Origin of the sequence: Fusicatenibacter faecihominis (assembly GCF_020686945.1) — a bacterium.
GTDB classification, from domain to species: Bacteria; Bacillota; Clostridia; order Lachnospirales; family Lachnospiraceae; genus Limivivens; species Limivivens faecihominis.
Map to the genome: position 1 here is coordinate 40,518 of NZ_JAJEPR010000007.1, position 13,418 is coordinate 53,935.

11 protein-coding genes and 1 riboswitch are annotated in these 13,418 nt (G+C 41.2%); all 11 genes read right to left on the reverse strand.

Going from position 1 to position 13,418, the window contains the following annotated elements:
• Positions 1–2 precede the first annotated feature (2 nt).
• Positions 3–1,088 carry a type III-A CRISPR-associated RAMP protein Csm5 gene (gene csm5 / locus LKD71_RS05975; protein WP_227614718.1) on the reverse strand — a complete coding sequence of 362 codons (1,086 nt, stop codon included), beginning with the start codon at positions 1,086–1,088 and terminating at the stop codon, positions 3–5.
• Positions 1,085–1,999, reverse strand: coding sequence for a type III-A CRISPR-associated RAMP protein Csm4 (gene csm4 / locus LKD71_RS05980; RefSeq protein WP_227614719.1), 915 nt, complete (start codon positions 1,997–1,999; stop codon positions 1,085–1,087). The genes csm5 and csm4 overlap by 4 nt, the downstream gene beginning before the upstream one ends.
• A 452-nt stretch (positions 2,000–2,451) precedes the next feature.
• The gene (locus LKD71_RS05985; protein WP_227614720.1) at positions 2,452–3,741 is read right to left on the reverse strand and encodes an IS110 family RNA-guided transposase; all 1,290 of its coding nucleotides are present in this window, start codon (positions 3,739–3,741) and stop codon (positions 2,452–2,454) included.
• Positions 3,742–3,856: 115 nt separating this feature from the next.
• Positions 3,857–4,528 carry a type III-A CRISPR-associated RAMP protein Csm3 gene (gene csm3, locus LKD71_RS05990; RefSeq protein WP_227614721.1) on the reverse strand — a complete coding sequence of 224 codons (672 nt, stop codon included), beginning with the start codon at positions 4,526–4,528 and terminating at the stop codon, positions 3,857–3,859.
• A gap of 15 nt (positions 4,529–4,543) precedes the next feature.
• Positions 4,544–4,939 carry a type III-A CRISPR-associated protein Csm2 gene (csm2, locus tag LKD71_RS05995; RefSeq protein WP_227614722.1) on the reverse strand — a complete coding sequence of 132 codons (396 nt, stop codon included), beginning with the start codon at positions 4,937–4,939 and terminating at the stop codon, positions 4,544–4,546.
• Between the two features lies 1 nt (position 4,940).
• Positions 4,941–7,283 carry a type III-A CRISPR-associated protein Cas10/Csm1 gene (gene cas10 / locus LKD71_RS06000; protein ID WP_227614723.1) on the reverse strand — a complete coding sequence of 781 codons (2,343 nt, stop codon included), beginning with the start codon at positions 7,281–7,283 and terminating at the stop codon, positions 4,941–4,943.
• A complete protein-coding gene (cas6, locus tag LKD71_RS06005) occupies positions 7,276–8,016 on the reverse strand; it encodes a CRISPR-associated endoribonuclease Cas6 (RefSeq protein ID WP_227614724.1) in 741 nt (246 codons plus the stop codon). Before cas6 ends, cas10 begins: the two co-directional genes overlap by 8 nt.
• 177 nt (positions 8,017–8,193) lie before the next feature.
• Positions 8,194–9,843, reverse strand: coding sequence for an AAA family ATPase (locus LKD71_RS06010; protein WP_227614725.1), 1,650 nt, complete (start codon positions 9,841–9,843; stop codon positions 8,194–8,196).
• Between the two features lie 101 nt (positions 9,844–9,944).
• Complete coding sequence (locus LKD71_RS06015; protein WP_227614726.1) at positions 9,945–10,709, reverse strand: ABC transporter ATP-binding protein; 765 nt, start codon at positions 10,707–10,709, stop codon at positions 9,945–9,947.
• Positions 10,699–11,769, reverse strand: coding sequence for a FecCD family ABC transporter permease (locus LKD71_RS06020; protein ID WP_227614727.1), 1,071 nt, complete (start codon positions 11,767–11,769; stop codon positions 10,699–10,701). The genes LKD71_RS06015 and LKD71_RS06020 overlap by 11 nt, the downstream gene beginning before the upstream one ends.
• A gap of 18 nt (positions 11,770–11,787) precedes the next feature.
• On the reverse strand, positions 11,788–12,795 hold the full coding sequence (locus LKD71_RS06025; RefSeq protein WP_178046534.1) for an ABC transporter substrate-binding protein: 1,008 nt from the start codon (positions 12,793–12,795) through the stop codon (positions 11,788–11,790).
• Positions 12,796–13,172: 377 nt separating this feature from the next.
• A riboswitch (cobalamin riboswitch) is annotated at positions 13,173–13,357 on the reverse strand.
• Between the last annotated feature and the right edge of the window lie 61 nt (positions 13,358–13,418).

Here is a 13,418-nt window from a genome sequence, read left to right on the forward strand (position 1 = left end):
AATCAAGAAATTGATAACTCGCATTGCCCCATCATATATTCTTTTCCTTTATAACGAGTACATTTTAGCACATGTGGTGAAACACCTTTTCTTACATCTTCATCATGTTTATGATCTCGTGGCACACCAGTTTTTTCAAAAATATCCTTTACAATGCTTACCCCTTCTTGTCCTTCAAACATTGCATAAGTCATAGTTTTTGACACAAAACCACAACCGCCACCTAAAAACACTGTCTGATCGGATGCCCTGTCCATCCCTGAAAACTTACTCTGAAATACATCATAATATCTGTCATAAAAAATTTCAACTGCCTTTAAAATCTCTTCTGGGTTAAGATGACAAATACTCTGATCTATTGTCATGCTGGTATGAATCACAGTTCCAGGCTTTACACATTCACGCAAAAGATTGATCGTTCCTTCCTTTCCATCTATATGGCGATCCCATTTCTGACAAAGGATTATATCTTTTCTTTCCAAAACATCACTATCTCCAATTATAAGCCCCGCCATGATATCATTTACTTTCTCACTTTTTTTCAGAGTATGAAATGCTTTATTCTCTATAGCTTCTATGTTTTTTGAAAGTACCCGTTTTCTATTGCATGGAATCTGAATATCTTGTTTTATACTTGTTCGTTCTATACGATATTTTTCAGGATACTGTATAATGTCCGCACACAACAAAATAGTTCTCAACATACCTTTAATAGAACTGCCTGGTATATACGGATTTCCATAAGGATCTACCATACATGCCATAATCTGCATTTTCCCCCGTTCCATCTGGATATCTCCAGCATTCAACACATATTTCATACAGCTTTCTATTTCTTTGGTCGGAATCTTATTTTTCTGAACCCAATGTTTCAAATCTTCTTTTGTATCCTTTACCATGAACCGTTCCAGTTCTGTCTCCAAATGTCTCCTTTTCGCTAACAGATATAACTTTTCAGCATCAACAATTCCAACCGTACTTCGATTTAAAAAAAGATATTCTTTTTTCTGAATTTCATATCCGCTTCCCACAAAAACTGGTCCCTGAACTTTCAAACTTAAATCATATACTTTTAACGACCGATTCATATATCTACCCCCAGAAAAAGTGCCTTTTCATATCGAAACACTGAATGTCTTCCACCCTCTCTTTCTTCGATTAATCTTCCTTCAAACATCTTTTCAAAGCATGAGCCGGCATCAAAAACATACAAATCTCTTTTTCTTCTTTGCTGCTCTGCATAGGTCTCTGAACTCACAAATCCACTTCTTTTCAAAACACTATAAGATGCATTTTCAAGAATCTTTTCCATCTCCTGATCTTCTGGCAAAGCAACAGAAAGAAGCATATATTTATCCGCTTTTTTCTGTAATTTTTCCTTTAGCTCATCTGGCATTTCATGTTCCATATATTCAAAACGGCCCAAACCAGCGCTTCGCTTTCCTCCAAGCCCACTATAAGAAAGACTATCCAGCAATTTTTTAAATAATTCTACTGCCTCCAGTTCCTGATAAGCCAAAATCAAATACAATCCATTTCCTTCTGAAAAATAAAATGCATTCACCCGATAAGGCTCCGACTCTTCATTTCCCCGAAGTCCCACTGAAACTTTCATACTATGTACGCCAAATTTTTGTTCTTCTTTTAATTCTTCCTCCGGGTATTCTCCTTTCAAAAAATTTTCCAGATATTCTTGTGGAATATATTTCATTTTTTTAAAACGCTTTTTTTCTACTGAATTTCCCTTTTTTTCATCTTTTACTGCTTTATAAGAAATCATTGGCTTTGGAATATAATACCGTCTTTCCTTATAGGGAAAAGCATCAGAAAAAAGTAATTCATTTTTTCTGACATAACCAAGAAACTCTCTTTCCATCCCCAATTTCAATGCTTCCATAAAAAGCGCTGAAAACAAAGTATCTGCATGAAAAGTAAGCTCTGCATTTTCCAGATTTCCTTTTCCAAAACGGACACCGTTTTGAAATTCCAGTTTATACAATTTGTAGTCCACCATATTCTCTCTATTCTTTTTAGTGCATGTTCAACAAAAAGCCTTGATTTTACTGACTTTGTTGAACTGTTAATAAGTTACATATATCTACAAAATAGAGTTTTCTGGATATGAGGTGACTTCGTGGAGTCCATTTCTGATGATTTTAGGTACAAGAAATAAAACGTCTTTGTCTTTTCTTATGAAGGCCTTCTTGTCTCCCAAATTCACCTACAGCAACTAACCTCTCATGTCTACCAGGATCACCATCCTCTGACGGGTCCTAAATTCCTTCCTTCTGCTTATCCATAGTTGGATGCTGCTCATGCTCCTTTTGCAGGGTCGTTGCCCTATTAAAAATGTCAACGCAGCTACTGGCTCTACTTTGTCTTATATATTTTGCATTCCTGTTTCACAGCACCATTGATGGCGGACGCTTTCCTGTTTACAGTACTTATTGCTCAGGCTGCTATAAAGTTGCCTTCCCGGTGAATATCTGACATCATTTTCAATCTGTCATAGTCTACACCTTTCGTTAATACCGCATAAAACACACGGATCAGCTTACAGCTGACAGCAACCATTGCCTGCCTTCGTTTCAGCGGATTCTTTACACGGGTTACATAGCAATCATAGATCTCTCGGAACTCTCTGTTTCCTGCAAGCAACGGTACCATTACCTGATACAGGATCTTTCTGAGTTTCCTTCTCCCACGTTTGCTGATCCTCGTTCTTCCTTTGTGCTTTCCTGAACTGTTTTCCACCAGTTCCAGTCCTGCATATTTCTGGATCTGTTTTGGTGAATCAAAGCGTCTGATATCACCAACCTCAGCTATGAATCCTGCTATTGTGATACTCCCTACTCCTTTAATGGCGAGTAACTTCTCCACATACGGTACTTTCAGGATCATTTTCTCAAGTACTTTATTGACGGCTTCTAACTGTGAAGTCCATAAGCGATGCTCCTCAAGCAGCATATATAATTCACTTTTCGTTCCAATCCCTCCGCCAAGTCCAACACTGTTGTGCGCAGCTTCAACCAGGGTCTTTGCCCTATCTTCTGTAACTCCTCTGCCACGCATCTTTTTGTCATGCCAGATTTTTCGAATCCCATTTACTCCAAGTGCGATCACATCTTTTGGCAATGGTGCTTTTTCAAGCACTGCCAGGCCGCTTATTGCATCAAATCTTGTGTATAATCCCAGATACTCCGGGAAATGTATTGCAAGCCATCTCTGGATCCTGTTTGCAGATATGTTGTGCTGCTTCATGATCCTGTCACGGCTGTATACCAGGTCTCTTATTTCGGCATAAATGCCTTCTGGCATGTATGGGATTGAATATCTCCCATCCACAACCAGTTTTGCAATTGTTTTAGGATCTTTTGAATCCGTTTTCTTTGGACTGTTATCATCAAGTTCCTTGATCTTCTTAACTGAGAATGAATTGACCATTACTAATCTTTTCTGATGATTATTTACATACTTCGCAAATGCAAACCAGTAATGACCTGTTAGCTCGCAGCCGATCAGAACTGCGGTCTTGTTATTCTCAGTCTTAAGTGTCTCAGCCCAAAGATTGAAAGAATTGAAACCTTCCAGATCGTTATAAAAAGAAAAAACACGTTTTGTAAGTTCGCGCCCTCTGTTGTCAAAAGCTCTTGCATAATGTATCTGGCTTCCGATATCAACTCCGACAACCATTGTTGAATCTATTACTTGCTCAATCTTTTCATTCTGTGTATAATTCATTTGGGACCTCCGGTGTTTGATTGTTTTGTTTACATCCGCCAAGATGCAACTCAATCTTACCTTGAGGTTCTTTTTTATTCAATTGGCGCTTTTAATGAATTACAGAAATGCTCCTTTACTCTCCTGCTGCTTCCTCCAAAATTTTATTACACTGATCCATCAATCCATCAGCGACTTCTCCCACTACCACTTCCGCATAGAGATCCTGAAATCCTACCTTGCCATATCCTCTGGAACCGCTTCCTCCCAGATAATCATATTGCAATAACTTTAATCCTTCTGCCAGAGTTTCCATATCCTCGATAAACTCATTTTCCTCTTCCAACTCATAAATAAGATCCAGTTCAAAAATAGTTCCCCTTACTGCCCGTTCGATCTGACGGGGATTCGCTACCGCTGTTGTCCTTGAAATGGAATTTTCAAATTTTACCTCTGTCATGCTCTGAAGCCCCGCTTTTCGCAATTCATTTTCATTTGCCAGAACCATATCTGAAAATAACAGACGGCTTCTTCTAATTTTTGATTTACCTTTTCCTGCCGATCCAAACAAGCGCAAAATCCGTTCATCGTCCCCATCTGGATCTATTACAACAGTATTTAATTCTCTGGCAAGAAGACTTCTTATTTTTCCTTTTAAAGAGCTCCCTGGAATCATGGGATAACCTGAAAGCACATCTTTGATCACAGGCGAATCAACTGCCCCAATCGCTGCAAATGCTCCACTTCCCCCAATATGCATTCCTGTTTTTAATAAAATATCACCTGAAATTTTTATCTTCGCGTACATAATTCTTCCCCTCTCTTATTCATCTCGTCCGCCATAATATCTATGAAACGCAATCAATGCCTCCATATATCTGCTAAACAACAGATAGTTCTTTTTACTCTGCTTAATTTCTTTCAGAATATCAAGAATCTGTGCCTTTTGTACAAACTCATTTACTTTCGGTTCTCGTCCACACTCATACATAAATCTGACCCTAAGATACTCAATGCGCCCATTCAAATCTTCATTTAAATTTTCTTTTTGGCTTGTCAATACCTGATTATAGATATCCGCCGTCATAGCCAACAGGTTCCTGATTTTAGATGTAGTAACAATGTTTATTTTTCCTCTGTTTTTTCGCTTTGACTCCTCCACTAATTCTATAATCACTTTTTCTGCAGCATCTACATAGGTACTTTCATTTATTCTCATTTTAAAATTCCCCTTTCTCGCGATGACTGTAAGCATAGAGATTCATAGCCGTTTTTAACTCTCTGCAGTCTTTCTCTGACTGAATCCATTCATACATCTTTTTTGAAAACCATCTGTATTTTTCTTTTTTCTCCCCTTCATCCGTCGGTTCAAGTCTCGAAAGCAGATAAACAAACCTGGCAAAATTAATCTTTTCTTTTTGATTCCGAATCAATTCCAACATTCGATACAAAAAGACCATTCCTCTATCTTCTAAATTTCCAAAAAAATCTTCAAGTACCCGGTATTTTTCAACCACTACTCCATTGATAAATTCTTCCCACTTATAGGTTCCATCGCTGACTTCTGTCTTTCCATCAATAAGGAAATGTGATTCTCCATCTTCAAACAACGTTACCGCATTTTTCCCTGGAAGATCTTTTGACTTCGATTCCAAATCTCCAGTTTCTTCCGCTATCGCACTGATCGGATAAGATTTTTCATAAATGCCAATTCCCGCTGAAATAGAAAGTGTCCCTTGAGTATACTTCTTTAGCTTTTCCTCTAAATCTACAGCCAGCTCTATTACATCATTCCAAGTTCCCACAATAAATACATCATCACCGCCAGAATAAATAATCGTTGCTTTTCTTTCTACACCCTTATTTTCCCCAGTCAGACTAAATTCCCCTTCTGCTAATATAGAACGAATAAAATACTTAAAGAAAATCGACAACTGTCTTGAAAGAGTTGCTGTTCTGCTCAATGTTGTATATTGTTCTGGAAAACCGACCACAAATGTCTGGCCTAAATTGTCCACATCTGCCCGCAAAATTCCGATCCGGTTAATCCCTTCTGCCTCCTCGGCAAATTCTTCAAAGGTATTTCCTGTCGTATAATCCCCTACCCAGAGTTTCGTTGCCACATGCTTTCCGGTAAACATCTGATTCTTCGCATAGGTCCTTACAAAATACAGATCTTTTTCCATACGCTTTTTTAATGACCTTTCCCCATCAGCTAAAAGATAACAGTTTCCCGGAAGAGGCAGCCCTTCCTCGCCGCCCTCCAACTCAACAGTAAAAAAATCACTGTATAACACATTTGCAGAAAATTTTTCTATTTTTCTGCATAACGGGCATACCCCTTCTTCATCTACATTGCCAATTTTCTTACATACTTTGCATTCTCTTGTATAATCATTTATCTTTCTATTATTTAACCATATGATATCCTCTGCCGAATACCGATGCTGTTTCTTTTCTGCTATTCTTCTCGCGACAGTCTGAAATATTTCTGCATAACTTCCCTCTGGAATGTTTCTTAATGTATTGGCATCACAAATTGCATAACCACAAGCCACAAACAATTCTGTTTGAAAATATCGTAAAAACCAATTTTTTAATTCTTCTTCAAATTCTTTAATCTTCGCTTTTGCACCATCTGTATTAGGCAAAAGCATATAACAATGTCCGCCTCCAGAATAAATTAAATTTGTTCTGGAAAGTTCCAATTTTTCCAAAAGCAAGTCGATAATATGTTCCATCAGAATTTCCAAGTAAAAAGATCTGGCTCTTAAAGTCCGCAATGCGTTTTTAGATGTGATTGTATAAATAAAATTTTGGATTCCGGAAATATCCATAGAGAACAGCAAAAATACTTTTTGATCATAAAATTCTTTTTCTTTTGTAAAAAGTGTTTCCTTATAGTTCAACTGTTTTTCATTCAAATAATCATAAATGCAGGCAGCAACTGCCGCTGTCATTTTTACATGATCAAAAAGAGAAATATCTGTAAGTTCTGCTTTCGCAGTTGATGAAGGTACATAAGACAAATTCGCTTCCATAACCGCCAGCAATGAATTTAAATACTCTTCTGTCCAATCAATTCCTTTTAAATTATCTGTAAGTCTTGCCCGTATTTTCTGATAAAAATTTTCCGAAAATTTTTTCTTTTCTGCTGATGGATAATTAATTTCTCCATTCGGGTCCATGTCTCCCGGCTGATAATACAATTCCTCCTGGTTCCCATTTAAAATATTAAAAACACTCTGCAGCGGAACAGATACTTCAAATCCCTTTTCCTCTGTGTTCTCTCTTTTTCTCCGATCAGCAAAGGCAGCGATATTATCCGCAATATAAACGATATATGCCAGACTTTCATCTGCAATGGAAGCATTCTTCAGATGTGACGCGTGATGATATCGCACACAATTCAAAACTTCCGAATCGTTCACTCCTGCTTCTGTTTTTAAATAATCATAACCCGACGTACTATGATTTCTACGGTCATTCCCCTGCCTGTAAATAACCTTTCCTATATCATGTAAAAGTGCTCCTATACCAAGTTTTGCTTTCTGATCATTCATCCTTCTCCCTCCTGCCATATTTTATCGCGCCCATTCCAATACCTGTCTTTATTCCTATGCCAGAAAATTCCCCAAATTTTAATAACATTCTCGCATATTTCGCCAGCGTGTCTGTGCCTCCCATATGAATGCAAATGCTTCCAACAAATCCTGTAATCTGCACCTTTTCCAGTGGAAATGCAACTGTCTGCAGACGATATCTTCTGATCTCACTTTTTTCTGTTAATTCCGTTAGCGTATCCTCATCTATCATATTCAGTTCAGCTGAAAGTTCGCTGTATTTACGCATTAAACTTCCATAAATTAACTGTAAATCCGGATAAATCATATATTTTCCATCACGTTTAAAAGCTGTTGGCGTCAGAAAATTTACTTCCAGATATCTTTCACACTTTTTATCGTAAAATTCTTTTATCAGGTTGCTTTCATCATACAATTCTACATTTTTTCGTTTAATCGGAGCCAGCAACTGTTTTTTCTTTATGTTCAACTCATTCAATTTTGCCATTGGAAGAATGATGTTTTCATAGGCTTCTTCTGTCAGTGTTTTTATATGCCAGACCAATTTTCCATTTTCTTTTACAAGGCACTGGCTATACGGATTCAAACGATTTTCATGCAATCTCTCCGCATACTCCGCTTGAATATTTTCCATTATAACCCCTTGCAAATTTGATGACTGCTGAAATGTAAGTATTGGGGAGTCTAACTCCATTTTTAAATCTGCATACATACCTTTGCTGCCTTTCTGTGCGTTTTATCCGATTTTTCTCTATTTTTTTCGATATAATTAGTGATATTATATCATTTCCTTTATAAAGCGTCAATTTTCACTCTTTATTTCATACCAAAAAAGTCGCCATAAAACAGATTTTCTTTATCTGCCTTATGGCGACTTGTTCTTTTTCTTTTATTTGTTTATCATTATCTTTACCAGGCAAGTCTTCTTATAAAAAGCCATCCCATAGCTCAGCACCGTTCTGTAATCCTCTGTTTTGATCTTATCTGCATATCTCTTTTCTCTGATCTGAGCCAGTGCCTTCTCACAATCTGCCTCCAAACAAGCTTCTGAATCTGAGACTTTTACCTCGATCACAACCGCTTTCCTGTCGGCTCTGTCTTTCACTGCAATATCAGAACGCCCCAGGCCATTTTCAAAATTGGACTCCACAATATAGCCTGCTTTCGATAAGAGACCGACTAGGATTGCATGATAAAAGCTTTCCGAATAATCATGATAGCTGATGGTCGTAAACAGTAAATCTGACAAAATCTGGCTTAATTTTTTGTCATCCTTTTCCCAGAAAGGCTGAAAAAAGGAAGTCCGATCGCTGCTTTTAATCGTATCTGTAGTCCATTTTCTGATGGTTTCCTCAAATACATCTTCAATCTCTCTGTTAGGTATTTTTAAAAAGCATTTTTTTCTGCCTGCAAAAGAGCTGTCCCTGTATAAATCCTTCGTCAGATAGCCGGATGCATAAAGCAGGCTCCAGATATTTGACTCGGAATCCATCACTTCATCATAAGTCAGATTTTCCGAAAGCTCCTTCAGAATAGCCTCACCCTGAAGCAGTCTCTCGAACTTTTCCGACACATCATATTCCCGTTTGCTTAAAAATTCCCTTATAATGGAATTGCTGCTGCTGTTTATCCAGTAATCAAAAGTTTCAGCGGTATGATCTACGATTTTAGTCCATGGACAATAGACATATTTCCTGCCAAACACATAGCCATCGTACCATTCCTTTGCTTCCATATAATAGGCATTCAGCTGATAGTCGTCCATCATCTGCTGCACTTCGGCATCCGTCAGCCCAAAACATTCGTCAAACTGAACATCCGAAATCGTCCTCACATCAAAATTATTGAGCCCCGTAAAAATGCTTTCTTTTGAAATTCTCAGACAGCCGGTCAACACTGCAAAGGCCAGACTGCTGTTGCTTTTCAACGCAGCTCCAAAAAAGCTCCTGATAAAAGCGACCAGCTCTTCATAATAACCGTACTGATACGCCTTATCCAGGGGAACATCATGCTCATCAATCAGAATAATGACTCTTCTTTCATAATATTGAAACAAAATATCGGACAATATTTTCAATGATAAAGAAAGATTGACTCCGCTCCAATCCCCAAGAAGCATTTTCTCCAGGCGCTGCCTTTGGAAAGCAGAAAGCTTATGATCATACAGCATAAATTCATATTTTCCAATAATCTCCGCCATAAGATTCCGAAATTTGCTTACTGCTTCCTCATAATTCAAACCGGAAACTTCTTTTAAACTCATAAAGATAACCGGATATTTTCCCAGATGTTTATCGCATAAATCTTTCTCTTTTGAAATTTTCAGCTCTTCAAACCATGCAGGATCTGCTCCAATTTCAAAAAATGCCTTCAGTATAGACATATTCAGAGTTTTGCCAAATCTGCGCGGCCTGGTAAAAAGTGTCACTTCCGAGCCATTGTCGATAATATCCCTGATTAAATTCGTCTTATCTACATAGTAGTAGTCGTTTTCTCTGATTTTCCTGAAATCATCAATTCCAACTGGCAGTTTCTTCATGGCAAAGCCCTCCCTTCATCTACTATATCTATTTGCAATAAAAAATGCACGCAAAAACACGCAGAAGACTTCTCCCTTTCTGCAAGTCTTCTGCGTGCATTTTAATTTTCTATTCTTTTTTCAAAATCAATGGCGAAGTCTGCTTCTCCGTCTTCTCTCTCCACCATGTAGCCGGAAATGCCGAAGACTTTTTCCACATGGTCACGGGTCAGGACTTTCTGGGGGGTGCCGTGGCTGAGGACGCGGCCTTCTTCCATGAGGTAGAGGGTGTCGCAGTAGTAGGACGCCAGGCGCAGATCGTGAATCACGATGAGGATGGTCTTGCCGCTCTGCTTCAGATAATTGAGAAGGAAGAGCTGATGGCAGATGTCCAGGTGGTTCGTGGGCTCGTCAAGAATGATCGTGTCCACACCCTGGGCTACCGCCCGGGCAAGGAAGACCATTTTCCGCTCGCCGCCGGAGAGTGTCTGAATGTTTCGCCCGGAAAAATCGGTGATTTTCAGCTCCTCCATAGCATGGCGGATGATATCTTTGGAGGAAGTTTTCTCTTTTTTCCGATTATAGAGGGCCATGCCGATGATATCTTCAACGGTGAAGTCAAAGACACAGGCCGTCTCCTGACCCACATAACCGAGCTTTTCGGAAAGCTCCTTGCGGGTCATTTTCCCGGTGTCCTGTCCTTCCAGAATGATCTTTCCCTCTTTCATTGGCGCGATGCCGAAGACGGTCTTTACCAGCGTAGATTTTCCGCAGCCGTTGGGGCCGACGATACCGGTAATCTTGCCTTTTTCCACGGAAAGATCAACTCCGTGGAGGATCTCCTTCCGCCCATACTGCACATGAATATTTTCAAAATCAAGCACCACGGCCGTTCCCTCCTCTGCTCTTTGCAGCCATAAGATAGAAGAAAAACGGTGCTCCCACAAAGGCTGTGATAATACCAAGGGGCAGTTCTGCCGCGCCAAAAAGACCGCGGGCAGCTGCATCCGCCCAGATCAGGTAAGTCGCTCCGAAGATCGCACTCAGCGGAATGATTACCTTATTGTTGCTGGTTCCGGAAAGGAGGCGCACGATATGAGGCACCATAAGGCCTACGAAACCGATGATTCCGGTGACAGAAACCAGAGAAGCCACGATAATGGCGCAGACCACAAACATCCAGCGCCGGAAATTTTTCACATCCACACCCATGGCGGCGGCGTCCTCGTCTCCCATCATCATGAGGTTGAAGGTGCCGCTTTTCCATGTGAAGCAGATACAGCCAGACAGCACGCCCACCGCGGGAATCCACAAGGTATTCCACTGAGCCGCCGCCAGGCTTCCCATCTGCCAGTTGTATACGGCAGAAATGCTCTCCGGACTCTTGGCCAGAAAGATGAGAAGGCTCGTGATGGCGCTCATCACTGCATTGACTGCCGTTCCGGAAAGAAGCAGCGTCATGGGCTGAATTTTTCCGCCGCCTCCGATCTTCGCCATGCTGTAAACACAGGCAAAGGCCACCAAAGCGCCGCAGAGAGCCATAGCCGTGGTCTGATACTGTCCCCTGAAAAAAGGAATCGGCATCAGCAGCGCCCAGGCTGCTCCTGCCGATGCTCCGGAGGAAACTCCCAAAATATAAGGTTCTGCGATGGGGTTCAGTACCAGCGCCTGCATGGCAGCTCCACAAATCGAAAGGCCGGCGCCGCAGCAGACACCAAAGAGCACTCTTGGCAGACGGATATTCCATACGATCTGATAAAAAGATTTCTCCCACAGACCCGCCTCTGTTCCTTTTCCCTGGAAAAAGAGCTGGTCAACCAAAATCCGGTAAACGGTGCCCATATCGATGGACGCGGAGCCCACCGATATGACAGCAACCATGGAAAAAAGAAGAAACGCAATAAGAATCGGAAACAGAAGTCCCTCTCGAAGTTTGATTTCTTTCATCTTTTCCAGAAACCTCTCTTACTCAGTGAAGCAGTCCGGATAGAAAGCTTCTGCGAAATCCTGGCAGGCAACAACTGCGCTCAGGTCGTGCATAACATATGCCAGCGGAACAACCACATAGTTCTGGTTTTTAACAGCAGGTACGTCTGCCAGAGCAGCATTGTTGGTGATGAAGTCCATGTTCTCCTGAACCTGGCCCTCTACGCCGTAATCGTTAAAGATGATAACATCCGGATTTGCAGTTACCAGAGTCTCAACGCTGGTGGTAAACCATCTGGAATCGGACATTCCTTTGGTGGTGTTGATTCCGCCAGCCAGCTCGATGAGGTTGCTCTCAAGACCTGCGGAGGTGGTGTAAATCTCGTTTCCGCTCAGGCTGTCCATAACGAAAGCTTTTACTTTGTCCTCTTCTTTGACATCTTTGACTGCATCCTGGATCTCGGAGATCTGTGCTTTGGTATCCTCGATGAGGGCCTCTGCCTTATCCTCTACCTTGAAGATTTTACCCATATTCTCGATATCCTGGTAAATGCTGTCCATGGTCTCGTCTGCTACAACGGTACCGTTCAGAGCGTAGCAGTTGATTCCTTTATCTTCCAGAGACTCAAAGGTTCCCCAGTTGGTATCTTTGAAGGCGCTGATCTCGCCAATGATCAGGTCAGCTCCGGATGCAACAGCGTTCTCCTGGGATTTCTCCAGCTCCGGGATTCCCTCGAAGTCATCTGCAACACCTTCCAGCGGAGATTTGCGTCCTTTGTTGTTCTCATTAGTTGCAACGATGTAGTCTTTTAAGCCCAGTTTCATCAGAACCTCGCCGCTGTACAGGCAAAGGATTCCTTTCGGCATCTCGGTAAAGGTGATGGTACGGTCTCCGTCCTCGATGACAACCTCGCCATACTCCTCGTCTGCTTCGCTTGCAGCCTCGGTTGCAGTCTCGGTTTCGGTTTCAGCAGCAAAGCTGGACACTCCAGTGGTGCTTACAGCCATAATTCCGGCAAGTAACAGGGTGAGTACACGTTTCTTCATTTGTTGATTCCTCTCTTTCGTTTGATCTGAGCGGCTATTCTGACCGCGTTTTTAATTGCAGATCTTCCGATGAAATTTAGGGGGAGTGAGAACGCTCAGAGGCAAGCCAGCTCGATTCCGCTTCGCTGCATCTCGCTGTTGGCTCTCGCCAAATAGATTTCCGCGCATAAGTGCTCGTTCATGCAAGCATGACTCGCACTTACACGCAAAAATCTGCTTGTCTCTGAGCTGGGCACAAAAATAGGAACCTCCCCGGTTCCACTTGCGTAAAGCTATTCTGTGATTGGCTGGACAGCAAAATACGCACATACTCTGCTTTGCTGCTCCAGAATACCCACGATATAAAACTTCCGCACAGTGCATATCTTCCCACCGAAGATCACTGTTTCAGTACAGCAGGTCTCCTGACTCGACTTCATCCTACCTTTCTCCGTCTTCCCGTTTTCACAGTGACTTCCTAGAGAAACTCGTCCGTCCTACAGTAGCGGGGGCTGTCGAAGCTTCTACTTCGTTCCCATTGCTATGATAGCAGCCTTTCGGCACTGCACTGAATCGCCTGTATTATAGCAGAGGAAAACGATTTCCGTCAAGGGGTTAGGGCAGAAAAACTTTCAAAAAAAGAA